Origin of the sequence: uncultured Allobaculum sp., from assembly GCF_948576815.1 — a bacterium.
Lineage (GTDB): Bacteria > Bacillota_I > Bacilli_A > Erysipelotrichales > Erysipelotrichaceae > Allobaculum > Allobaculum fili.
Genome location: NZ_CAPAEZ010000003.1, coordinates 44,995 through 67,849, shown reverse-complemented (window position 1 = coordinate 67,849; position 22,855 = coordinate 44,995). Strand labels below are relative to the sequence as shown.

Sequence of the window (22,855 nt, the reverse complement as noted above, 5' to 3'; positions counted from 1 at the left end):
TATCCCAAGGAGGCGGTCGAGAAAATACCCGTCTTTTATTTGACGCTTACGTTTCTTTGAAGGGATCGGATATCTGCTGGACGCCATTTGGGGCTTAAACGGACAGAAAGTACGGCCTGCACCCTGATCCGGACGAAAAAGCGGCCTGTTCGGTCGACTAAGTGTCCAGTTTGGAAACAATTTGAAAGGCGAAATGGAAACCCTTACAATGAAGTCACTCACAGGAAGGAAGTGGTTTTATGAAAAGCAATGTTGTTGTTTCGGTGCTTGTTAATGGGAATAAAACCGGGCTTTCTTCCGGATTAAGCTGGGACAGTGTGCAGTAGGGTCTTTTGACCTGAAGCCATCTGGCCCGGCTTTTTGATACCAGAATTATAGGAGGATTTACAAAATGGATCAGAAATTCAATAAGGTGTTCTGGGATGCATGCGCAAATGGCGACTTCGCAATGGCAGTCGGCCAGATCCGCACCGGAGCTGATGTAAACTACGCCAACGGAGACGGCAGAACCGCACTGATGCGCGCTGCCAAACGTGACCGCAAGGATATCGTTCAGCTGCTGATCGATAACGGTGCAGATGTAAATGCAGCTGACAAATACGGAAAAACCGCTCTGATGGGCGCAGCCAAAAAAGGCAACCGCACAATCTGCAAGGCGCTGATCGAAGCCGGTGCTGACGTGAACGCAAAAGATGACAACGGCAGAACCGCACTCATGCGTGCCGCTCTTCTCGGACAGGATCGCTGCATTCAGGTTCTGCTCGATTCCGGCGCAGAAATCAACGCCCAGGACGAAGTCGGCCGCAGCGCACTCATGGAAGCCTGCATCGCCTTCAAGCGCGACACCATTAACATGCTGCTCGAGCGCAACGCCGATGTGAACCTTTTCGATAATAACGGCTGCACCGCTCTGATGCGTGCGGCATACGGCGGATATCCTTCGCTCGTAGAAAAACTGATCGTTTACGGCGCAGACAAGGATATGGCCGATAAACAGGGCAACAAAGCGATTGATTATGTACGTGAACACTGCAGAGCCCAGCTCGAACCCATGCTGGAAATGTAGACGTCTGAAAGGAAAAAATAATTATGAGAGACTATAAAAGCAGCGAAGTCCGCAACGTCAGTGTCGTCGGCCACTCCGGCGCAGGAAAAACATCCGTTCTGGAAGCGATGCTTTACTACACGGATGCAACGGAACGCTTTGGAAAAACCAGCGAAGGTTCTTCGCTGATCGATTTCGATGCAGAAGAAATCAAGCGAGGCATCTCCATTTACACTTCGATCGTTCCGATCGAATGGGATGAATGCAAAATCAACTTCATCGATACTCCGGGCTACCTTGACTTCACTGGCGAAAAAGAAGCCGGAATGGCCGCAGGCGATAACGTTCTGATCGTGGTCAATGCGAAAGATCCGCTCCAGGCTGGAACCCGTCTCGCCTATAAAGAAGCTGTTGCTTCCCATAAACCGACCATCTTCTTCATCAACCATCTCGATGAAGAAAACACTTCCTTCGACTCTGCTTATGCAGCTCTGCACGAAGCTTTCGGAAAATCCGTTATCCCGTTTGAAGTGCCAATTATTGAAAACGGCGAATACGTAGGTACCGTCAACATTCTGAAAAACAAAGCCTGGTATCATCATGGACCAAAAGCTTCCGACTCCGTCGCTCAGCCTGTTCCGGAAGAAATGGCCGATGAAATCGCCATGTACAAAGACCAGATCGCTGAAGCAGTTGCCATGGGCGACGACGATCTGATGGAAAAATTCTTCTCTGGCGAAGAATTTACCGACACGGAACTGACCAAGGGCGTTCGTATTGGCGTACGCAGCGGTGAAATCATTCCTGTATTCTCCGGCTCCGCCGTCGAAAGCCGCGGCATTGGCCGTCTGATGGATCTGATCATCACGTACTTCCCGTCCTATTCCGAAAAGGGAATCATCACCCTGGAAACGCCGGAAGGCGAACCCGTTGAACTGCTGACGACGGAAGAAGAAACCATGACCGCACAGGTTTTCAAGACGATCATGGACCCGTTCGTAGGCCGTATTTCCTACGTCAAGGTTCTTTCCGGAACGCTCGCTTCCGATTCTCAGGTTGTCAACGGCAACACCGGCAAACCGGAAAAAATCGGTGCGCTGTTCACCATTAAAGGCCGCTATCAGACCGCTGCCGGAAAACTCTTTACCGGCGACATCGGCGCCATCTCCAAACTGCAGAATACGAAAACTAACGATACACTCTGCGCAAAGGGTACCCGTCTGATCAATAAGCCGATCGTCTTCTCCGAAGCTCTGTACGGCCAGGCGGTTACGCCTAAGACAAAGAACGATGAAGACAAGCTCTCCACCGGTCTAAACCGTATTTCCGAAGAAGATCCGACCTTCCGCGTTGAAAACAACCCGGAAACGCGTGAAACCGTCATCTATGGTCTGGGCGACCAGCATCTGGATGTCATCGTCAACAAGCTGAAATCCAAATTCAAAGCGGAAGTTCTGCTGAGCGATCCGAAAGTTACGTATCGCGAAACGATCACCAGGACGGCCGTCGGCGAAGGCCGTCATAAAAAGCAGTCCGGCGGTCATGGCCAGTTCGGTCACGTCTTCGTTGAATTCGCGCCAAACCCGGATGAAGAAGAACTCGTCTTTGACGAAAAAGTATTCGGCGGCGCCGTACCGAAACAGTACTTCCCAGCCGTTGAAACCGGTCTGCGTGAAAACGCCATGGTCGGCCCGCTGGCCGGCTACAAGATGGTCAACCTGAAGACGACGCTGCTCGATGGCAAATACCACGACGTCGATTCTTCCGAAATGGCCTTCAAACTGGCTGCCCGTCTTGCGTATAAAGACGCAATGACCAAGTGCCGTCCGATTCTGCTTGAACCGATCATGAACCTGAGCGTTCGCGTTCCGGATGAATACACCGGCACGATCATCGGCGATCTCAATAAGCGCCGCGGCGCCATCCTGGGCATGGATCCAGAAGGCGATGAACAGGTGATCTCCGCACAGGTTCCGATGATGGAACTGTCCAAGTACGCCATCGATCTGCGCTCCATGACACAGGGCCTTGGAAGCTACACCGTTTCCATGGACCGCTACGATCCGGTTCCGGAAAACATCGCTTCCCGCATTATTGCTGAAGCAGCCAGGGACTAAATCCGCTTCAGGCCTGATCCAAATCTTTCCAAAACTTAACCGAAACAGCATGCCGAGCAGCCGAAAATTCCAGCTGCTCGGTTTTTGGCATACTCTCATTCGGATCTGAGGGAAGTCCTCGCCGGAAGAGGCGGCGGACCCGCGGATTTTTGAACGGTTTTGAATTTTCTGGATTTTCCAGAAGCTTTTTTGACCGATTCGTAAGAAAACGTGTCTATACTCTTTACGGGAATGAAGTTCTCCCTCGGGAAACCGGAACCGCTCATGCACAAATGCAGGCTGATGACTTCTGTGATTTTTTTTGAATCGCAGAAAGCATCAGCCTTTCTGCGTTTATGGAGGTATTTTATGTTAACGTCTCTGGCTCTGATCATCCTGATCGGACTCGCTTTCGCGAAACTCTGCGAACGGCTGCGGCTGCCGCGCATTATCGGCTATCTGCTCGCCGGAATCTGTATCGGACCCAGCTTTCTGAACTGGCTTGATCCGTCCATTCTTTCCATTTCAGCGGATTTGCGTCGCATCGCGCTGGTCATCATTTTGATTAAAGCCGGCCTGTCCTTGAATCTGAACGATCTTAAACAGGTCGGACGCCCGGCTCTTCTGATGTCCTTTCTGCCGGCATCCTTTGAAATTCTCGGCTTCGTGCTCTTTGCCCCAGCACTCCTTCATATCTCGCTGGTCGAAGCCGCGCTAATGGGATCGGTGGTCGCCGCCGTATCGCCTGCTGTAGTCGTTCCGCGCATGGTGACGCTGATGGAAAAGCGCTATGGCACATCCAAAAGCATTCCCCAGATGATCCTGGCCGGCGCGTCTCTGGATGACGTATTTGTCATCGTGCTCTTCAGTACGTTTTGCGATATGGCCCAGGGCGGCAGTGCGCAGCTGTCCATCTTTTTAAGCATTCCCGTCTCAATTGTTCTTGGTCTTCTTTTAGGCGCCGCGTGCGGCTGGATGCTTTCCAAATACTTTACGTGGCAAAGCCAGAAGGGAAGTGCCGTTCCTGCCGAACGCAAAGCCATTCTCGTTCTTGGTCTGTCCTTTTTGATGCTTGCGGTGGAAGCGCTGATCAAACTATACGTGTCGCTCTCCGGTCTGCTTGCGGTTTTGAGCCTGTCCATGATGGTAGCCAGAGACAGCCAGAAAGAAATTACGCTTACGCTTCAGAAGCAGTTTGGAAGCCTCTGGACCGGAGCAGAAATTTTCCTGTTTGTGTTGGTCGGCGCGGCGGTAGATGTGCAGTACGCGGCCCTGGCTGGTGCACGGGCTGTACTGATGATCGGCATAGCCCTGATCTTTCGGTGCGTGGGCGTTTCTCTCTGTCTGCTTCACACGCATCTCAATAAGAAGGAGCGTCTGTTCTGCATGATTGCCTACCTGCCAAAAGCGACGGTGCAGGCGGCAATTGGATCGACCGCCCTCGATCTGGGTCTGTCATGCGGTCCGATTGTGCTTTCGGTAGCCGTTCTTGCCATTCTGATTACAGCACCGCTAGGCGCCATCGGTATGGATCAGACGTATTTCCGCCTGCTTTCTCACGATGAAAAACCGAAAGAAAAACCGGAGGCCAGCGCTGCAGACGGTAAGAAGCCAGAAGAATCTTCCGCAAAAGCCGTTTTCCATTCGTGATGCAGACAGGCGGATCCGTCTGTCTGCGCAGCGAGCGGTTTCCATTTTGACTCTCGGCCATTTTTCTGAATGGTTAGGAACGAATCCCGCAAAATGCCGGGACAGGACGGATTTTCCAAATTCCTCTTTCTCAGCGCTATACTGATCCTCATATGTCCCGACATTCGGACGGCTTCTGCTTTTCCCCCGAAACAGCCGTTTGCGATCGAGTCTGGGACAGAGCGAAAGAAACAGAAAGAGAGGAGAAATCGGTCATGAAGACACTGAAGTATTTTCTTTCCTTTTATAAACCGTACAAAGGCGCGATGATTCTGGATCTGGTCTGCGCATCGATTCTGTCTCTGGTCGATATTGCCTTTCCGGCCATTCTGAGCGCGTTTACCGCGAAAGCTGCGGGCATCTCCGGTCCCGCGCTGCTGAACTGGATGCCGTTGGTCATTCTTGGACTGCTCGTGCTGTACGGCATTCGAACGGCCTGCCGCTTTTATGTCGCGTGTCAGGGCCACAATACCGGTGCCCAGATGGAAAGCGACATGCGCAGAGATCTGTTTGATCAGTACATGAAGTTCTCGCACGCCTATTACGATCAGGTCAATACGGCGACGCTCAGTTCCCGCATGGTTTCGGATTTGATGGATATTTCCGAAATGGCGCACCACTGCCCGGAAAACCTGCTCATCGCCTCGGTGAAGCTGATCGGTTCGTTTGTGATCATGTTTTCGATGAACCTGACCCTGTCTTCGATTTTGCTGGTGATCACGATTCTGATGGCCATTACCGCCTGGAAGCAGAACCGGCGCATGAAAGAAACGTTCAAGCTTAACCGCGTGAAAATCGCCGGAATCAACGCGTCGCTGCTCGATTCGCTCGAAGGCATTCGCGTTGTAAAAGCCTTTGGCAGCGAAAAGCAGGAACAGAAGAAGTTCAGAAAAGCCAATCGCGAATTTCTTGATTCCAAATTTCAGAACAACCGCGTCATGGGAATTTACTACAGCTCGAACTACTTTTTTCAGGGACTGCTCTATACGGCCGTCATCGGTGCCGGCGGCTATCTGATTGCGACTGGAAAAATGCAGGCGGCAGAACTGGCAGCCTTCGCTCTTTACGTCAACGTGTTCATTGGTCCGATCGACATTCTTCTTGAATTTGCGGACAGCCTGATGAAAGGCTTCACGGGCTTTCGCCGCTTTGAAGAAGTCATGGAAACGAAACCGCAGATTACCGAAAAGCCCGATGCCAGATCGCTTGAAAATGTGAAAGGCGACATCGCCTTTGATCACGTTTCCTTCCGCTACGATGACGACACGCCGGTGCTCGATCAGGTCAGCTTCGAAATTCCTGCCGGCGGCCGCTACGCGCTGGCTGGTCCGAGCGGATCGGGAAAATCGACGATCTGTTCGCTTATCCTTCGCTTTTACGATGTGACCGGCGGAGCCGTTCGCATTGACGGTGTGGATATCCGGGATCTGACGCTCGAGTCTCTGCGCCAGCAGATCGGTGTGGTGACGCAGGATGTCTACCTGTTTGACGGGACCATTGCGGACAATATTCGTTACGGAAAATGGGACGCGACCGAGGAAGAAGTCCTGGAAGCGGCACGTAAAGCCAGCCTGGCGGAATTTATTGAATCGCTGCCCGATGGACTGCAGACGCGTGTCGGCGAAAAGGGAACCCGTCTTTCCGGCGGACAGAAGCAGCGTATTTCGATCGCGCGCATTTTCCTGAAAGATCCGAAAATCGTCATTCTCGATGAGGCGACTTCCGCACTCGATAACGAAAGCGAATACTACATCCAGCAGGCTCTTGAAAAGCTGACCGAAAACCGGACGTCGCTGACGATCGCGCATCGTCTTTCTACGATCGAAAACGCGGATCGCATTCTTGTCGTAGATGGCGAGGGCATCAGCGAAAGCGGAACCCATGAAGAACTGATCGCGCAAAACGGTCTGTATGCGTCTTACGTCTTCCGCCAGTTCGGCCCGCACGAAACGCATTAAGCGCAAAATCATTTTGAAACGACGAAACGCCGTATCCTCGCAGAACAGGGATGCGGCGTTTTTGAATGCTCGAAAATCATGCCAGGGTCCTTTGGAAAACGGAGAAAAAAAGGCTGTGCGCCTCTCCTGCAAATACAGGATCGGTTGCACAGAGAATGCGTCTTACTGTTCTTTCTTTTTGGGAGCAAAAGGGGACTGGGCCGATCGGCGGGCACCGTGTCCGGAAGCTTTCATAGAGGAGCGCTTGAGCATGGACGATTCCTTCTTCTTTTCGAGAAGGGCTTCCTGCTCCTTTTCGGCTTTCTTTTCCTGGTTTTTCTGACGCTTAAGATAAATCAGCAGCCACACCGTGGAAAGAATGTCTGTGAAAAAGCAGAGCTGAACGACGCCGGCGGCAATGGCTTTGGAACGGTCGAGCTTTTTCGCCTTGACGAGCTGAACAAGAAGCACGAAGACATAGGCGGAAGTGATGCCTAACAAAATCCAGGAAAAGGCTTCAAACATAAAGTCGCTCGTCGCCCGTTTCATTAAAATATTCAGCACGATTTCCGGAAGCAGAGCCGTCTTGGTAAAGAGAACATCGATGAGCGTGGAAATGGGCGGCAGCCCGGATGTCGTCGCCTTCCAGATCAGACAGGCTGCGGTACAAAGCATCATCAGAGCGAGAACGCAGAGCAGGATGGGTGCAAAGGACTGCAGCGCGAAGAGATAGAAGAAGTGGGCGCTGGCGGCCATTCCATACAGGAAAAACGCGCAGAAATTCTTTTCCGAAGAGAGCGCATACACCAGCATGAGCAGACAGCCGGTAATCAGACACGATACGCACAAAATCATCATTTCTGTGCTGGTGACAAAGCCGACAAACAGCGTACTGATCACCAGCAGGATCTGCGCGAGATAATACAGGATTTTCTTCATGATCCAATTCCTTTTCTAAACAAAGCGGCAAACCGATTTCCTGAGTATCCGAAAGCATGCCGATCGTTTCGGCTTCGCAGGCCGATCAGGCTCGTTTCGTACAGGCTTTAAAGACGGGGGAGAGACGGCGGTTATTTATCGGAAGACGGGGCGGTTCCGGTTTCTTTTGGCAGAGCCGGCGTGTCTTTGGTCTTGCCGCTTTCGATGGGCAGATCGATTTCCTCCAGATCGCTTCCAAATTTTTCTTCGTCGAGATCTTCACTGTCTTCGAGATCATCGAACAGATAGGCGCAGAACAGGTCGTACGTTTTTTTGGAGCGCGTGGAAATCGTCACGCTCATCCCGCTGTCGGGATGCCGGCAAAACCATCCGCTGACCGCCAGAACCGCAAAGGGGCCTTCGGGCAGGTAAGGCGCAATTTCATTGCCGATCGAGGGTAGGGAAACCGACGTATAGCCCATATGAAGCGCCCGCTCGAGAATGGCATCAATGAGCTGGTGAAGCGATTCTTCCCGGATCACCTCCGGCAGAGCGGCGTGAAAAATGGATGCCGAGCGGCCGATTCCGGAAGAGGTGACCACGATCTGACCGGGTTTGGGCGGCGTCAGTTTGGCACAGACGCTGCGCAGCGCTTCGCCCCCGCGGTCAAAAATGAGTTTTGGATCGTGCTCCGTTTCTTCAAACGGATGCTCAGCAATATTGGCGATGACATCGCAGTCCTGATCGCACACTTCGCCATAGTTGATGTACAGCGAACACGAAGCAGAACGGCCATCCTCATTGAGTACGAGCGCCAGCAGTTCATGCGTCAGCATGGCGGAAAGATCCCATGGGTTAAGGATCAGCCCTTCGCAATCCGGATCTTCCAGAGCGGCACGGAAAATTTCTTCCGCCTTGACGGGTCGATATTCCGCGGCGGGCCCTTCCTGATCTTCTGGAACCGTCAGAAAGGCGCAGTACGCCTGTCCGCCATGTTCCAGATCGACTTTTCGAAACAGTTCCTTTTCCGGCAAAAGATACATTTCCAGATCCAGCGGATCCACTTCATCGAGCTCGCTGGTCTGCGAGGTAAGAATCGGCACATACAGCAGCGTCTGTTCATCCACGGCTCTTTGAAGAAGCGAAATAAAATTCCAGTTGGCTTCCTGGCTGTGATCGAATTCGAGATTCAGACCGGCTGCGAGAATCTGATCTGAAAGGGGAGCCGGTTTTTGGCCTTTCAGACGGTCCAGACGAACTTTCATATATCTGTATAGTATGGCAGGGGCTTCTTCAGACTGGGCAAAAAAGCCCCTGAAGTCACGCTCGAAAAGGATTTAAGAAAACAGAAAACAGTATAGAAAACAGTATAAGGATCAGAAAATGCACCAGATGGTAGAGAAGGCAGTTCAGAATCAGCGTTCGTCAGAGAAATCGGAAAATCTCACAGTGTTTTCTATGAGAAAGCCGGTTTGGATCACTGGAAAACTCGGAAAGCTCTATTGCAGACAGGGGGCATTAGACTGAAAAAAGCGGTCAAATATCATGCGTTCAAAAATGAATGAAAGCCTTTTCGAAAAAATGTCTTTTCTGAAGAAATCTGTGTTTCCCGGCATATTGCAATTTAAAAATGGATTGACTATTGTTGAACAGGCAAATGCGCAGCCGATCATCCGGACGGCCAGCGAGTCCACTTTGCCGACAGCCGGTTCAGGCAGAAATTCTGCCGCAAATTTACATCGTATTCAGCATTGAAACGAAAGTTGAGGAAATTTGTTACATGAAAAACAAACAGAAAACCCGGAATATGGCTTTCTTCGCCATGTTTCTGGCCATTGAGCTCATTCTGACGCTCACACCGCTTGGCTATATCCGCATTCCCGGACTGGCCATCACCCTGCTGCATATCCCCGTTGTGGTCTGCGGAATTCTCATGGGTCCCGGCTGGGGCGCAGCGCTCGGTCTTGTCTTTGGTCTGACATCCATCTGGAACGCGACCATGCAGCCCTCGATTACTTCCTTTGTCTTCTCGCCGTTTGTTACGGTAGGCGGCATCAGCGGAAACTGGACATCCCTGATCATCGCTCTGGTTCCGCGTATCCTGCTTGGCGCCATCTCCGGCTGGCTGTATGAACTCTTCGCAAAGAAGATCAACCGTCCGCTGTCCGCGCTTCTTGCGGCGGTCATCGCCACCTTCTGTCATACTCTGATGGTTCTCGGTCTGATCGCTCTGCTCTGGGGCAATCAGTATTCCGCTGCGATCGGCATCGCGCCTTCGGCGCTGCTGGCGTATCTGGGCATGGTCATCGTCAGCAATTCTCTGATGGAAATGGCCACTGCCGGAATTGTTTCCATGGCTCTGGCTAAGGCGATTTCTCCTTCGAGAATGTCTTCGCCGGCTTCTTCGCACGCCTGAAAAGACCAATAGAAAACCGGCTGAAATTTAAATAGAGCAAAGAGTTCATCAGAAACGAAATCCGTAAAAAAGCGAAAGCTGGACCTTTCGCAGCGTTCTGTCCAAAGAGGAAAAAGATTTCCTGAACACAGGGAAAGAAAAAACGATTCTGGATTGTTACTGATCTCTTTGCCAAATCCAGTATTTACACTCGTATATACCCATTCAATTTACCCATTCAAGACGCCTGAAACAGGGCGTCTTTTTTTCGCTTCCTTCCCGGCAGCCAGGTCAGAAAGGGAGTGAATTGATTTTCATTGACGAAACCAGACCGGGATTTTAAGATGATTTTAAACATATAAGCATTTGCTTAAATGATTAAATAACAGAAAGATAAAGCGTTTAATCCATCTTTCTTTTCTCAGTGGATTCAAATTCCAGAGGCAGATGATCCCCAGTCAGGGCCTGTGTGATTTGCTTCATAAAAGGGAAGAGAAAGAAAAGAAACACAGAAAGGAGACAGTGCTATGGCTTTACAGAACGTGCTTAAAACGTGTTCCGATCCGATTAATCGACAGATTCTGGATCTGCTTCGTGAGCAGTCCATGAACGCCGGAGAAATTGCCCGTCATTTTTCCATTTCCGCAGCAGCCGTTTCCCAGCATCTGAGCGCTTTAAAGACGGCTGGTCTTGTCCGCTGTGAGCGCAGCGGCAAGTTCCTGGTGTATGAACTGAACGCCTCCGTACTGGAAGAAGCGGCGATCTGGATCCAGTCGCTGCTGAATACCGCACCGGCAGAACAGATGGATTCGAATTCGGTTCCCTCCGAAAGTTCCGCTGCGAAAATCTGAATCGGAAAGAGAAAATGGAAAAGGCCAAAATTCCCAAAACGAAACAAAAGGAGCTTCTTTTATGAAAAATGCAAATTCCACTGAACCCCATGCACCGGCTTCGCTTACCCGAGGCAAGATCGCCTTTTCCATCGGCCTCTGTCTTCTTCCTCAGCTTGCTGGCATCTTCTGTCTCTCTTCCATGCCCGCTCAGATCCCCATCCACTTTAACTTTCAGGGAACGCCGGATAACTGGATTTCTTCCTCGCTTTTCTTTTTCGGATTTCCCTGGATGTTTGTCGCAGCGGACGCCTTCTGTCTTGGAACTACGTTCTTCTTCAAAAAAAGGCAGCGCCCAGTCTCCGTCCATCGAAAACCTGCTTCTGCTGACCATTCCGTTTATTGAACTATCGTATATATCGGCATCCTGCTCTTTATGAACACAGACGCCTTTCGGATCACAACCTGGATCAGCGGTCTGATCGGCCTTCTTCTCGTGATTTTGGGAAACCTGATGCCAAAAGCCAGACAGAACAGCTATTTTGGCTTTCGAACGCAAAGTACGCTTTCTTCCAAATCCGTATGGCAGAAAACGAACCGTGCAGCCGGATATGCTCTGACGCAGCTTGGCGTGCTGACGATTTTTGCGGCGTTCACTTACAATGAAGTTCTCATGTTCGCCCTTCTGATCGGCGGAAGTCTGCTCGTAACCATGGGACTGTCGATTTACGCACACCGATTAGCGGACCGGGAAAGCCAGAAAACAGAATAGGCGGCCGTTCCGAAAGAAAAAGATCCTTTTTCTGGCGAATCTGCCTGCAAGCTTCCTTGCTCAAAAAGTCTCTTTGCGTAAGCCGACGGACGAAAACGCATTCTTCGAATCGCCTGCAGTTGTTGATAATGCAAAAGGAGTCAGAATTCTGCATTTGTTTTGTGATAAAATTTCTCTGATGAGAAATATGTAGACAGAGGAGGATTTTCTGCATGTTAAAAGGAATCGCCGCCTCAGCAGGCGTATCTTGCGCAAAAGCGTACAAACTCGTTCAGCCTGTTGTGGTCATTGAAAAACGCACAGACGCTGATCCGGCAGCTGAAATTGAAAAGCTGGATGCGGCTCTTCGCAAAACCGTATCCGATATTGAAGGCGTAAAGGCAAGGGCAGCCAAACGCCTTTCCGATGAGGAACTGGCCGTATTTGATGCCCATCTGATGATGGCAAACGACCCGGAACTCTCCGGACAGATGAAAACGATGATCCAGAACGACAAAGTCAATGCGGAATACGCGGCGGATGTCGTTTCCAAAAATATGATCGCCATGTTCGAAAGCATGGATAACGATTACTTCCGTGAAAGAGCGGCAGACATTAAGGACGTTACGTTCCGTATGCTCTGCAACCTGCTCGGCCTGGAAATCCCGGATCTGAGCAGCATCAGCGAACCGACGATCATCGTTGCACACGATCTGACCCCGTCGGACACTGCACAGCTCAATGAATACGTAAAAGGCTTTGTTACCGAAATCGGCGGCAAAACCAGCCACTCCGCCATCATGGCCAACTCGCTTGAAATCCCAGCTGTTGTCGGAACTGCCGGTGCTCTCGATGCGATTAACAACGGCGACATCATTGGCCTCGACGCCATCGATGGAGAAGTCTTCGTCAATCCGGATGAAGAAACGACCGCTGCACTGAAGAAAAAAGAAACCGAATATCTCGAAGAGAAAAAAGAACTCCAGATTCTGATCAACGCCAAATCGATCACGACCGACGGTCATGAAGTTGAACTGGCTGGAAACATCGGAAACGCAAAGGACGCTGAACAGGTTATTACCAACGGCGGCGAAGGCGTAGGTCTGTTCCGTACCGAGTTCCTGTACATGGACAACGATCACTTCCCAACGGAAGAAGAGCAGTTCCAGGTATACAAACAGGTACTCGAAACGATGAAGGGCAAGAAAGTCGTAGTCCGCACGCTCGATATCGGCGGCGACAAGCGTCTGTCCTACTTCGAATTCCCGGAAGAAATGAACCCGTTCCTGGGCTACCGTGCCATCCGTCTGTGCCTCGATCGCACCGACATCTTCAAAACCCAGCTGCGTGCGCTCTGCCGTGCTTCCGTTTACGGCAAGCTCTGCATCATGTTCCCGATGATCGCTACGATCGGTGAATTCCGCGATGCCAAAGCCATCTTTGAAGAATGCAAAGCCGAACTGCTCACGGAAGGCGTAGCCGTATCGGATGACATCCAGGTCGGCATGATGGTCGAAATCCCGGCAGCTGCTGTACTCGCGGATGAATTCTCCAAATACGCAGACTTCTTCTCGATCGGTACCAACGACCTGATCCAGTACTCCATGGCTGCAGACCGTATGTCCGAAAAGGTTTCCTACCTGTATCAGCCGTTCAACCCCGCCATCCTTCGTCTGGTCAACATGACAATTCAGGGTGCGCACAAAAACGGCAAATGGGTCGGCATGTGCGGTGCCATGGCCGGCGAACCCAACGCCGTTCCAATCCTGCTCGGTCTCGGACTCGATGAATTCTCCATGTCGGCTACCCAGATTCTGAAAGCCCGCAAAATCGTCAACGGCCTTTCCTATAAGGAAATGCAGACGATGGCGCAGAACTGCCTGAATCTCGATACCGCCAACGAAGTTCTCGACTACGTGAAAAAAGAAGTTTCCAAATAAGCTGTACGGTCCGCGTGCTTCAATGCGCCGATTGTACTGAACCCAAATGGAATGTTTTAAGCCCGTTCGGCGATTTTGTAAGATTCGTCCGGACGGGCCTTTTCGTATACTGGTAAGCAGGGACAGTTCGCCAGCGGTTTTTGAACCGATGGGACGTGACCCTGTCCATAAAATGAAAAATGCGCAGAATTCTGCGCAGGAGTTAACTGTATGAACAAAAAAGAAAAAGCAGCCCGGAATGTCCTGATCGGCGGATGCATCGCATCGGTCATCGCCGGAATCGTTCTCTGGCTGACCCTCTCTTTATCGACCGGTCTGATCGTTGCCGGCGCCGGTCTGGTAGCCAGCGGCCTGCTGGCTTCCTTCCTGTTAAAAAGCGCATCCAGAGGCGGCAAGCCGGAAGAGACGAAGCTGGTCGATCGAAAAGTCATCGAAGAAGCGGCGAAAAAAGTTCGTAAGACGTCTCCAAAATCGATGAAAAAGGAAATGCGCGACTTGACGACGCAGTGCGAGCGCATGCTGCAGAAAGCGGAGCTTCTCGACAAAACGCTCAACGAACAGTTTGGCTCTTCCGTAACGACCAAAGCCCGTTTTGCCTCAATCATCAACGGCGTCTATACGCTTTATGCACAAAACGTAAACGACATCATCCATCGCGTGGAAATTTTTGATGAAGACGGCTATGAACAGCTGCATCGCAATCATGAGCAGTATACGGACGCCATTAAACCGTATGCCGAACAGATGGACGCCGTTCGTAAGGAAATTGCCGAAAACGAAGAAATCCTTTCGCGCATCGACCGGCTCCTCGCCGAGCTCAATAAGCTCTCCGGCAGCGACGCTTCCTTAAAGACCCTTCCGGAAATGGAAGAGCTCAGCGATCTGATTGCGCAGACGCCGCTTTACCGCCAGCAGAACTGAGCGGCTGTATGCACAGGTCAGGCGGTTGTCAAAATCGGCATCCGCAGGCGGTATGGATCGGCAGGCAATACCGATCCGTTTGGATTTATGTCACAATACGTTTGGATTTATGTCACAATAATTGATAAGACACACCCGTATGGGACAAAGGAGATATGAAGAATGGCTTTCAGCATGAATGTAGATGAGCTGGATAAGGAAAAAGTCACCGAACAGCTGGATCCGACTCCCGAGCAGAAAACCGCACTTGGCAGCATGGCTGCGGCCAATGCGAGCGAAGTAATGCAGATTAACCTCGATTCTCTGGACGAACGCCGCAGCATCGCGCAGACGATCGAATCGTTTGGCGAAGACGTCGTCGAAAAATCCGCCCAGAAAAACAAGATTCTGGAAACGACGCTCGGCGATCTGGCCAAAACCGGCAGCGAAGGCAGCAAGGTCATGGAATCGCTGGCCATGCTCAACCGGGAAATGAAGGAACTCGATCCGTCCGGCATCAATTTCAATAACAACGGCATTTTCGGCCGCATGTTCAACCCGGTCCGCAACTATTTCCAGCGCTATGAAAAAGCGGACGCGCAGATCGAAGAAATCCTGAAGTCGCTCGATGAAGGCCGCAAAGCGCTCGTCGCCGATAATACGACTCTGGAAATCGAGCAGGTTTCCCTGCGCGATCTGACCGTCAAACTCGGCAAGCAGATCGAACTGGGCATGCAGATGGATGAAGCGATTACCCGCGAACTTGAACAGGCCCAGGTCAACAACGAAGATCCGGAAAAAATCAAATACATTCAGGACGAAGTGCTGTTCCCGCTGCGCCAGAAAGTCATGGATCTGCAGCAGATGCAGGCGGTAAACCAGCAGGGTTATTTCGCCATGGAAATCGTTCGCCGCAACAACAAGGAACTCATCCGTGCAGTCGACCGCGCCAAGCACGTAACGGTATCCGCGCTGCGTACCGCCGTAACCGTAGCTTCCGCTCTGTACAACCAGAAAATTGTTCTCGATAAAGTCAAACTGATCAACCAGACCACCAACGATCTGATCCGCTCGACTTCTGTCATGCTCAAGCAGCAGGGCGCTGATATCCAGCAGCAGGCGATGGAAGCCAACGTATCCGTAGAAACGCTCAAGGAAGCGTTCCGCAATACGTACGAAGCGCTCGATGCGGTGGAAAGCTATCGTGAAAAGGCACTCCCGCAGCTCAAAACGCAGATCGATGCCTTCCGTGAACTCGCCGACGAAGGCGCAAGACGCATGGACCGCATTGAAACCGCGAAATCGTATCGCGAAGGTCTCGAAACCGATCCGAAAATCCAGTCCCTGCCAAAACTTCCGGAATAAGAACAGACGCGGTCAAAACCGAAGACAGAGAAGTTTCTGCATTTCGTTTTGAATCTGCGAAAACGTTTTAAAGACCATCGAAAGCCAGACGTCAGCCGAAAGGGAAGGCGTCTGGCTTTTTACAAGCCGGAATCTGAACAGCGCTGAATCGCGCCAGTGATAATCATCGGCTTTATATAAAGTAAATACTCGCCGGATTCATGCATGTTCAAAAATGAAACCGCAATGAACAGCCGAAGAAAAAGCGAAGGAAAAGGGAATTTCAAATCCAGGCAAGATGGTCTATGTAAACGAATGTAAATCCTGTAACAAAAATGTAACGAAGCATCCGAAAATGAGCGATTCCCATAAAAAGTGCTCAATCTTCTTTACAAGCGAAAGATGGCGGAGTACCATGCAAACCATAAAGAAACCAGCAAACCGATGCGGAAGAGATCAAACAGAAAAAGGGATTAAAGCGAATCCGGGAGGGTGCAAGCCGGAGAATTACCGTTCTGCAAATGGACTTCCAAGGGCGATGTGAATTCAGTAGCAAAGCCGGGCCTTTCCCGTTACAGAAAGTAGAATGTGTTCGCATTCGATGAGAGGGCGTCAGCCAATACAGGTGGTACCGCAGAAAATTATTCTGTCCTGTTTCGAAAGAGGAAAACTCTTTTGGAACAGGACTTTTTGTTTAATACGGGAAGTCCGATTGTCGAATCCAGTCAATCAGGAGGAAATACAGATGAAACGAACAACAACAGCGAAATTTGCGAGTGCTGCCCTCGCGGCGTCCCTGCTTTTTGCAGGCTGCTCCTCTTCCCCAAACAGCGCGTCCAGCAGTGCCAAAGGCTCCAGTACAGCCGCTGCTTCAAACGAAAGCTATCAGATCGGACTGGCGCAGCTGGTCGATCACCCCTCTCTCAATACGATTCGGGAGGCCTTCCTCGATGAGCTTGAAGACGAAGGCTACACCGATGGCGAAAATGTCTCCATCAACTACCAGAACGCGGCCGGAAAGACATCCAGTCTGGATTCCATCATGTCGAGCTACAAAGCCGACGGTTCCGAAGTCATCGTAGCCATCGCTACACCGACGGCCATGAGTGCCCAGAACTACTCCACCGAAATTCCAGTCGTCTTCTCCGCGGTCTCCGATCCCGTCGGCGCAGGCCTTGTCGAATCCCTCGAAAAACCAGGCGGAAACATTACTGGTACAAGCGACGAAGTACAGGTTGAACAGATCGTCGATCTGATACTTGAGCTTTCCCCGGAGATTCATAAAGTCGGCGTTCTCTACAATACCGGCGAAGCCAACTCCGTATCCAATGTGAAGCGCTTCAAGGATTACGCCAGGGAAAAAGGACTCGAAGTGGTTGAACGTACTGGAACCGACAATACGACGATGCAGCAGGCAGCCGTCGAACTCGCTTCTTCTGTCGACGCCATGTTCTCGCCCAACGACAACACGGTTGCAACCGGAATGGCGTCTCTTGGACAGGTTGCTGCCGATGCCGGCATTCCTTACTATGTCGGCGCGGATTCCATGGTACAGACCGGCGGCTTTGCGACGGTCGGCATCGACTATGAAGAACTTGGAAGAGAAACCGCGCGTATGACGATCGATGTTCTCAACGGAAAATCTCCAGCCGACATGCCGGTCAAAGTGTTCAAGGACAATCTGAACATTTACGTTAACGAAGAACTCCTCAATAAGCTTTCCGAAAACGGAAAAACCAAAGTAGCCCTCCCCGAAGATCTTTCCGGCAAGGAAAATCTGAAAATGGTCACTTCCTTCGAATAAAAAAGAAGTCATACTCGCGGCAAAGCGTCTTAACATTCCAGACGACACGCTCGTAAGCTGTCTCGAACAGGAAAAACATTTGTCTCAAAAGGCACGTCTAATAGAAGTACACAGAAATAGAAATACATAGAAATTCAGGAAATCTGCTGACCGCCCGAATCCGGGCGGTTCAGTCTGTAAAGAAAGGAACCTATGACTGCAGATCTTATTCTCAATGCCGTCCAGCTCGGTCTGATCTTCGCCATTCTCTCGCTTGGTGAATACATCACCGTCAACATCATGGACAACCCGGACCTTACGGTAGACGGTTCGTTTGTAACCGGAGCTGCCGCCTGCGCCATGATGACGCTCGCGGGCCATCCAGTCCTCGGTCTATTTGGCGCCCTGATCGCCGGCGCCCTCTGCGGATGCGTCACCGCATTTCTGATGACCAAAATGAAAATCCAGCCCCTTCTGGCCGGCATTCTGACAATGACCGGGCTGTATTCGATCAACCTGCGCATTATGAACGGCTCGCCGACCGTCAACCTGTTTTCCGGCGGCAAACCGGCGCAGACGCTCTTTTCCAACCCGTCGACAAGACTTTATGTTCTGCTTGCGGTTGTCGTTCTGATCATCGTCCTTCTGGCTTTTTTCTTTAAAACCAACCTGGGTCTTATGCTTCGCGCCAGCGGCGACAACGAACAGATGGTCCGCTCGTCCTCGATCAACACCTCCCGTATGAAATTTCTCGGTCTCGGGCTGTCCAACGCGCTCGTCGGTCTTTCCGGCGCCGTGCTCGCGCAGTTCCAGAACTTCGCAGACATTTCCGGCGGTACCGGCATGCTCGTTCTCGGTCTGGCCGGCATCATCATCGGCGAAGCCATTTTCCGTCCGAAAAACGTCACTATGGGTCTGATCGCTTCGGCGATCGGCGCCATTCTGTACCGAATTCTTTACACGATTGCGCTGCGTCTTGGCTTTGCGGCCAGCGACATGAACCTCGTTTCCTCGATTCTGGTTGCTCTGACGATCTCGATTCCAGCGATCCAGAAATACATGAAAGGACGGAAGAAAAATGCTTGAACTTCAGGACGTTTCGGTTCTGTTTAACGAAGGAACCACACTGGAAAAGAAAGCGCTCGATCACGTGAGCGTCACCATTCATCCCGGCGAATTCGTCACGATTCTGGGCAGCAACGGGGCCGGAAAGTCGACATTCTTCAATGTGATCAGCGGCAATGCGCCGGCGAAAACCGGAAAAATTCTGCTCGACGGAAAAGATCTGACGAACGAACCGGAATACGTTCGCTCCCGCAGCATCGGCCGTCTTTTTCAGGATCCGAAGCAGGGAACGGCACCGCATCTGACGGTGGAAGAAAACATGGGTCTGGCCATTTCCTCAGGCCGTAATCCGTTTGCGATCGCGGTCGGCAAAAAGCAGGAAGCCGAGTTCAAGTCTCTTCTCGGCCAGCTCGACATGGGTCTTGAAGATCGTCTGAAAACACCGATCGGCCTGCTTTCCGGCGGTCAGCGCCAGGCGGTTTCTCTGATGATGGCCGTTGCCCATCCGCCAAAGCTGCTTCTGCTCGACGAACACACCGCCGCGCTGGACCCCGTCAGCGCCAAAAAGATTCTCAAGATTACCAACGACATTATCGAACGCGATCACATTACCGCGCTGATGATCACCCATAACCTGCGCGACGCGCTTGAAAACGGAAACCGTCTGCTGATTTTCCAGGACGGCAAAATTAAGCATGACTTTTCCGGAGAAGAAAAGGCGCGCCTGACCCTCGAAGATCTGATTCACCTTTACGATATTTAAGGCTTCGCCTGGGTTCATTTTTCCATCTTGTACGGGTACGATCTGCAGTACATTTGTTCTTAAACGGACAGCCTCTCCTTTCTGGATGGCTGTCCGTTTTAAATGACTGCGGATCGAAAGCATTCGAAACCCGACGAAAATTGAAAGAAGATTTGTATAGCCCTGGGGATTTCGGCTTGTGTTTCCGATTGAAATGTTTACACTACTTATTAAATGCAAAGAACAGAAGGAGTACCTGCTCGCGGGACATGCAGAGAGCTTTCGGTTGGTGAAAGAAAGCCAGAAGCAGCAGGGAAGGTAGTCTGGGAGCAGCGGCTCTGAACTGTACAGTAGGAGCTGACGTTTTCGCCGCGTTAGGCTGAGCGGTCTTTCGATACGAAAAGACAATGAAGGTGGTACCGCGGGGTTTTCTCGTCCTGAACAGGAAGAAAGCCCCGCGTTTTTTGTTTTTGCATTCGGTTTTACTCCGGATTCATTTGCGGTGCAGGAGACAGTGCCGCAAACCCGCGGCCGGATCGTGTGATCCGCCTGGAGAGATCCGTAAAATAAAAAATTCAGCAAGGAATAGAAAAGGAGCTTGAGCGATGAAAGAACTTTCCAAGAAATACGATCACAAGCTGGTAGAAACGCCCGAAACCTATTCGAAATGGATCGAAAAAGGGTATTTCACAGCGGGTGACGCATCCAAAATCCCGTATACGATTGTGATTCCGCCCCCAAACGTAACCGGCAAGCTGCATCTCGGTCACGCGTGGGACAACACGCTGCAGGATACCGCGGCGCGCTATAAACGTCTGAAAGGCTACGATGTACTGTATCTGCCGGGTATGGACCATGCCGGTATCGCCACGCAGGCGAAAATCGACGCCCGCCTGCAGAGCGAAGGCATCAGCCGCTATGATCTCGGTCGGGAAGGCTTTTTAGAGCGCGCATGGGAGTGGAAAGAAGAATACGCTTCCTTTATTCGTCAGCAGTGGGCGCAGATGGGTCTTTCCCTCGACTACAGCCGCGAACGCTTTACCCTCGATGAAGGTCTGAACAAAGCCGTAAACAAAGTGTTTGTACAGCTGTACAACGAAGGCCTGATTTATCAGGGCGAACGCATCATCAACTGGGACCCGCAGGCGATGACCGCGCTCTCCAATATTGAAGTTATCCATAAGGAAATTCCAGGCAAGATGTACTACTTCAAGTACACCGTGCAGGAAACCGGAAAAGAACTCATTATCGCGACGACCCGTCCGGAAACGATGTTTGCCGACCAGGCGATTTTCGTTCACCCGGATGACAAGCGCTATTCCGATCTCGTAGGTCTGCACGCGATCAACCCGGCCAACGGCGAAGCGCTGCCGATCATGGCCGACGACTATATCGATATGGATTTCGGTACAGCCGTCATGAAATGTACGCCGGCTCACGACCCCAACGACTTTGCTCTTGCGAAGAAATACGGTCTGAAAATGCCGATCTGCATGAATCCGGACGGCACGATGAACGAACTGGCGCATAAATACGAAGGCATGGACCGTTTCGAATGCCGCGAAGCGCTGCTCAGGGATTTCGAAGCCGCCGGTGTTGTCGATCATATCGAAGACCATCCGCATCAGGTCGGCCATTCCGAACGTACTGGCGTCATCGCCGAACCGTATCTGTCAAAACAGTGGTTCGTAAAGATGAAGCCGCTGGCGCAGGCGGTTCTTGACGCACAGAAAACGGATGAAAAAATCAGCTTCATCCCATCGCGTTTTGAACACACCTTTACGCAGTGGCTTGAAAACATTGAAGACTGGTGCATTTCCCGTCAGCTCTGGTGGGGTCACCGCATCCCGGCCTGGTTTAATAAGGAAACCGGTGAAATTTATGTCGGCGAAGAAGCGCCGGCGGATCCGGAAAACTGGACGCAGGACGAAGACGTTCTCGATACCTGGTTCTCTTCCGCCCTCTGGCCGTTCTCCACGCTGGGCTGGCCGGATATTACCGAAGATTTCAAGCGCTACTATCCGACCGATCTGCTCGTTACCGGCTATGACATCATCTTCTTCTGGGTCGCACGCATGGCCTTCCAGGCGCGTCATATGACGAACAACCGTCCGTTCAAGGACGTTCTCATTCACGGTCTGATCCGCGATGCGCAGGGCCGCAAGATGTCCAAGTCCTTAGGCAACGGCATCGACCCGATCGATGTCATCGACGCCAAAGGCGCCGACGCCCTTCGCTTCTTTTTGTCCACCAACTCCGCTCCCGGTCTCGATACCCGTTTCGATGAAGCCAAGATCGACAAGGCCTGGAACTTCATTAACAAAATCTGGAACGCGTCCCGCTACGTACAGATGCAGATGGACGGAAAACCGGCAGCCGATCCGGATTTCAAAAAGCTTTCCGAAGCCGATCAGTGGATTCTGGCCCGCCTGAACGAAACGATCGACAATGTCGAACGCAATCTCGACCGCTACGAAATGGGTCTGGCCGGCAATGCGCTCTATAACTTTGTCTGGAACGATTTCTGCTCCTGGTACATCGAACTCTCCAAGGCAGCGCTCAACTCCGAAAATCCGCAGACGCGTGAAAACACCGTCGCCATTCTCGTTTACGTTCTGCGCGCCATTCTGATTCTGCTTTCTCCGATGATGCCGTTTGTGACCGATCACATTTATCAGGCACTCGAACTTGGCAAGGACAGCATCAACGAAGAATCCTGGCCCAAAAAAGTCGAATTCTACTCCGATGAGAAAACGGTTCGCGACATGAATCTGATCCTGTCGTCGATTGAAGCCGTTCGTGAAATCAAGACGCAGTACGGAATGAAACCGCGCGAAGTCATTGCTATCGATGTCGTAACGAGCGATGGAGACCGCTATCCGCTCAGCAACGAAGGAACGGCTCTGCTCGAAGGCATGGCGAAAGTCACCCTCACCCCGGTAGAAGCCGGCGACGATACGCTCGTCCGCGAAGTGGACGGCGCTCTGCTCCGTACGCCGATGGCCGGTCTGATCGATGTCGAAGCCGAAATGGCCAAAGCGGAAAAAGAAGTCGCCCGTCTTGAAAAAGAAGTAGCGCGCGGCGAAAAGATGCTTTCCAATCCAGGATTTGTCAACAAGGCACCGCAGGCCAAGATTGACCAGGAAAAGGAAAAACTCGAAAAGAACCGCTCCTCCCTCGAACAGGCCCGCAAAACACTTGCTGATCTGCAGGCCAAAAAAGCGGCGTAGTCTGCCGGTTCTCATTTTCAGCACCGCAAAATAAAATCAAAAAAATCAAAGATCTTCCCCAGCCCAGGTGCGGCCGAACGGGAAGATCAATTTTCGCTGAATCTATTGAAGAAGATGATAAAGTGCGCAAATCGTATATATTCTTGTCCTGTCCAAAAAAGTGGGTGTTCCTCTGCGCCGTTTTCAATTT

Annotated in this window: 18 protein-coding genes, 1 riboswitch and 1 other annotated feature; of the genes, 16 read left to right on the top strand and 2 right to left on the bottom strand. The window is 51.4% G+C overall.

The window, feature by feature from the left end; translation table 11 throughout:
• Window positions 1-391 precede the first annotated feature (391 nt).
• From Q2J39_RS00840 to Q2J39_RS00825, 4 genes are all read left to right on the top strand, one after another.
• On the top strand, window positions 392-1,066 hold the full coding sequence (locus Q2J39_RS00840) for an ankyrin repeat domain-containing protein (protein ID WP_288338807.1): 675 nt from the start codon (window positions 392-394) through the stop codon (window positions 1,064-1,066).
• Between the two features lie 23 nt (window positions 1,067-1,089).
• Window positions 1,090-3,162 (top strand): elongation factor G, encoded by a 2,073-nt coding sequence (gene fusA, locus Q2J39_RS00835; RefSeq protein ID WP_288338808.1) that lies wholly within the window; start codon window positions 1,090-1,092, stop codon window positions 3,160-3,162.
• A 218-nt stretch (window positions 3,163-3,380) separates the two neighbouring features.
• Window positions 3,381-3,461: riboswitch (Fluoride riboswitch) on the top strand.
• Window positions 3,462-3,510: 49 nt separating this feature from the next.
• A complete protein-coding gene (locus tag Q2J39_RS00830; protein WP_288338809.1) occupies window positions 3,511-4,791 on the top strand; it encodes a sodium:proton antiporter in 1,281 nt (426 codons plus the stop codon).
• A 254-nt stretch (window positions 4,792-5,045) separates the two neighbouring features.
• Window positions 5,046-6,788 (top strand): ABC transporter ATP-binding protein, encoded by a 1,743-nt coding sequence (locus tag Q2J39_RS00825; protein WP_288338810.1) that lies wholly within the window; start codon window positions 5,046-5,048, stop codon window positions 6,786-6,788.
• A gap of 162 nt (window positions 6,789-6,950) precedes the next feature.
• Here Q2J39_RS00825 and Q2J39_RS00820 read toward each other — a convergent pair whose 3' ends face one another.
• Together Q2J39_RS00820 and Q2J39_RS00815 are read right to left on the bottom strand one after the other, a co-directional pair.
• Window positions 6,951-7,706: a hypothetical protein gene (locus tag Q2J39_RS00820; RefSeq protein WP_288338811.1), complete on the bottom strand. Its 756-nt coding sequence runs from the start codon at window positions 7,704-7,706 to the stop codon at window positions 6,951-6,953.
• A gap of 131 nt (window positions 7,707-7,837) precedes the next feature.
• A complete protein-coding gene (locus Q2J39_RS00815; protein ID WP_288338812.1) occupies window positions 7,838-8,950 on the bottom strand; it encodes a macro domain-containing protein in 1,113 nt (370 codons plus the stop codon).
• A gap of 280 nt (window positions 8,951-9,230) precedes the next feature.
• Between Q2J39_RS00815 and Q2J39_RS00810 the strand changes: the two genes are divergently transcribed.
• The 12 genes from Q2J39_RS00810 (at window position 9,231) to Q2J39_RS00755 (ending at window position 22,665) form a co-directional block, all read left to right on the top strand.
• Window positions 9,231-9,440 carry a hypothetical protein gene (locus tag Q2J39_RS00810; protein WP_230266833.1) on the top strand — a complete coding sequence of 70 codons (210 nt, stop codon included), beginning with the start codon at window positions 9,231-9,233 and terminating at the stop codon, window positions 9,438-9,440.
• Between the two features lie 25 nt (window positions 9,441-9,465).
• Window positions 9,466-10,101, top strand: a complete 636-nt coding sequence (locus Q2J39_RS00805) for an ECF transporter S component (protein WP_230266834.1) — start codon at window positions 9,466-9,468, stop codon at window positions 10,099-10,101.
• Between the two features lie 506 nt (window positions 10,102-10,607).
• Entirely contained in the window at window positions 10,608-10,931 is a 324-nt protein-coding gene (locus Q2J39_RS00800) for an autorepressor SdpR family transcription factor (RefSeq protein WP_230266835.1), read from the top strand.
• Between the two features lie 61 nt (window positions 10,932-10,992).
• Entirely contained in the window at window positions 10,993-11,316 is a 324-nt protein-coding gene (locus tag Q2J39_RS00795; RefSeq protein ID WP_288338813.1) for a DUF1648 domain-containing protein, read from the top strand.
• Window positions 11,317-11,346: 30 nt separating this feature from the next.
• Window positions 11,347-11,682 carry an SdpI family protein gene (locus Q2J39_RS00790; RefSeq protein WP_288338814.1) on the top strand — a complete coding sequence of 112 codons (336 nt, stop codon included), beginning with the start codon at window positions 11,347-11,349 and terminating at the stop codon, window positions 11,680-11,682.
• A gap of 212 nt (window positions 11,683-11,894) precedes the next feature.
• On the top strand, window positions 11,895-13,601 hold the full coding sequence (gene ptsP / locus Q2J39_RS00785; RefSeq protein WP_288338815.1) for a phosphoenolpyruvate--protein phosphotransferase: 1,707 nt from the start codon (window positions 11,895-11,897) through the stop codon (window positions 13,599-13,601).
• Between the two features lie 210 nt (window positions 13,602-13,811).
• Complete coding sequence (locus Q2J39_RS00780) at window positions 13,812-14,522, top strand: hypothetical protein (RefSeq protein WP_230266838.1); 711 nt, start codon at window positions 13,812-13,814, stop codon at window positions 14,520-14,522.
• 162 nt (window positions 14,523-14,684) lie between these two features.
• Window positions 14,685-15,866, top strand: a complete 1,182-nt coding sequence (locus Q2J39_RS00775; RefSeq protein ID WP_230266839.1) for a toxic anion resistance protein — start codon at window positions 14,685-14,687, stop codon at window positions 15,864-15,866.
• 724 nt (window positions 15,867-16,590) lie between these two features.
• Window positions 16,591-17,649, top strand: a complete 1,059-nt coding sequence (locus Q2J39_RS00770; RefSeq protein ID WP_230266840.1) for an ABC transporter substrate-binding protein — start codon at window positions 16,591-16,593, stop codon at window positions 17,647-17,649.
• A gap of 192 nt (window positions 17,650-17,841) precedes the next feature.
• Window positions 17,842-18,714 carry an ABC transporter permease gene (locus tag Q2J39_RS00765; protein WP_288338816.1) on the top strand — a complete coding sequence of 291 codons (873 nt, stop codon included), beginning with the start codon at window positions 17,842-17,844 and terminating at the stop codon, window positions 18,712-18,714.
• Window positions 18,707-19,456, top strand: a complete 750-nt coding sequence (locus tag Q2J39_RS00760) for an ABC transporter ATP-binding protein (protein WP_230266842.1) — start codon at window positions 18,707-18,709, stop codon at window positions 19,454-19,456. Before Q2J39_RS00765 ends, Q2J39_RS00760 begins: the two co-directional genes overlap by 8 nt.
• 209 nt (window positions 19,457-19,665) lie before the next feature.
• Window positions 19,666-19,878 (top strand) — a binding site (T-box leader).
• Between the two features lie 162 nt (window positions 19,879-20,040).
• Complete coding sequence (locus tag Q2J39_RS00755) at window positions 20,041-22,665, top strand: valine--tRNA ligase (RefSeq protein WP_230266843.1); 2,625 nt, start codon at window positions 20,041-20,043, stop codon at window positions 22,663-22,665.
• Window positions 22,666-22,855 lie beyond the last annotated feature (190 nt).

What these genes read in the sequence shown, in the direction of transcription:
- ptsP (WP_288338815.1), top strand. Translation starts at nt 11,895, where the DNA reads ATGTTAAAAGGAATCGCCGCCTCAGCAGGCGTATCTTGCGCAAAAGCG.
- Q2J39_RS00765 (WP_288338816.1), top strand. Translation starts at nt 17,842, where the DNA reads ATGACTGCAGATCTTATTCTCAATGCCGTCCAGCTCGGTCTGATCTTC.
- Q2J39_RS00780 (WP_230266838.1), top strand. Translation starts at nt 13,812, where the DNA reads ATGAACAAAAAAGAAAAAGCAGCCCGGAATGTCCTGATCGGCGGATGC.
- fusA (WP_288338808.1), top strand. Translation starts at nt 1,090, where the DNA reads ATGAGAGACTATAAAAGCAGCGAAGTCCGCAACGTCAGTGTCGTCGGC.
- Q2J39_RS00795 (WP_288338813.1), top strand. Translation starts at nt 10,993, where the DNA reads ATGAAAAATGCAAATTCCACTGAACCCCATGCACCGGCTTCGCTTACC.
- Q2J39_RS00810 (WP_230266833.1), top strand. Translation starts at nt 9,231, where the DNA reads ATGCGTTCAAAAATGAATGAAAGCCTTTTCGAAAAAATGTCTTTTCTG.
- Q2J39_RS00790 (WP_288338814.1), top strand. Translation starts at nt 11,347, where the DNA reads ATGAACACAGACGCCTTTCGGATCACAACCTGGATCAGCGGTCTGATC.
- Q2J39_RS00755 (WP_230266843.1), top strand. Translation starts at nt 20,041, where the DNA reads ATGAAAGAACTTTCCAAGAAATACGATCACAAGCTGGTAGAAACGCCC.
- Q2J39_RS00775 (WP_230266839.1), top strand. Translation starts at nt 14,685, where the DNA reads ATGGCTTTCAGCATGAATGTAGATGAGCTGGATAAGGAAAAAGTCACC.
- Q2J39_RS00815 (WP_288338812.1), bottom strand. Translation starts at nt 8,950, where the DNA reads ATGAAAGTTCGTCTGGACCGTCTGAAAGGCCAAAAACCGGCTCCCCTT.
- Q2J39_RS00825 (WP_288338810.1), top strand. Translation starts at nt 5,046, where the DNA reads ATGAAGACACTGAAGTATTTTCTTTCCTTTTATAAACCGTACAAAGGC.
- Q2J39_RS00800 (WP_230266835.1), top strand. Translation starts at nt 10,608, where the DNA reads ATGGCTTTACAGAACGTGCTTAAAACGTGTTCCGATCCGATTAATCGA.
- Q2J39_RS00770 (WP_230266840.1), top strand. Translation starts at nt 16,591, where the DNA reads ATGAAACGAACAACAACAGCGAAATTTGCGAGTGCTGCCCTCGCGGCG.
- Q2J39_RS00830 (WP_288338809.1), top strand. Translation starts at nt 3,511, where the DNA reads ATGTTAACGTCTCTGGCTCTGATCATCCTGATCGGACTCGCTTTCGCG.
- Q2J39_RS00760 (WP_230266842.1), top strand. Translation starts at nt 18,707, where the DNA reads ATGCTTGAACTTCAGGACGTTTCGGTTCTGTTTAACGAAGGAACCACA.
- Q2J39_RS00840 (WP_288338807.1), top strand. Translation starts at nt 392, where the DNA reads ATGGATCAGAAATTCAATAAGGTGTTCTGGGATGCATGCGCAAATGGC.
- Q2J39_RS00805 (WP_230266834.1), top strand. Translation starts at nt 9,466, where the DNA reads ATGAAAAACAAACAGAAAACCCGGAATATGGCTTTCTTCGCCATGTTT.
- Q2J39_RS00820 (WP_288338811.1), bottom strand. Translation starts at nt 7,706, where the DNA reads ATGAAGAAAATCCTGTATTATCTCGCGCAGATCCTGCTGGTGATCAGT.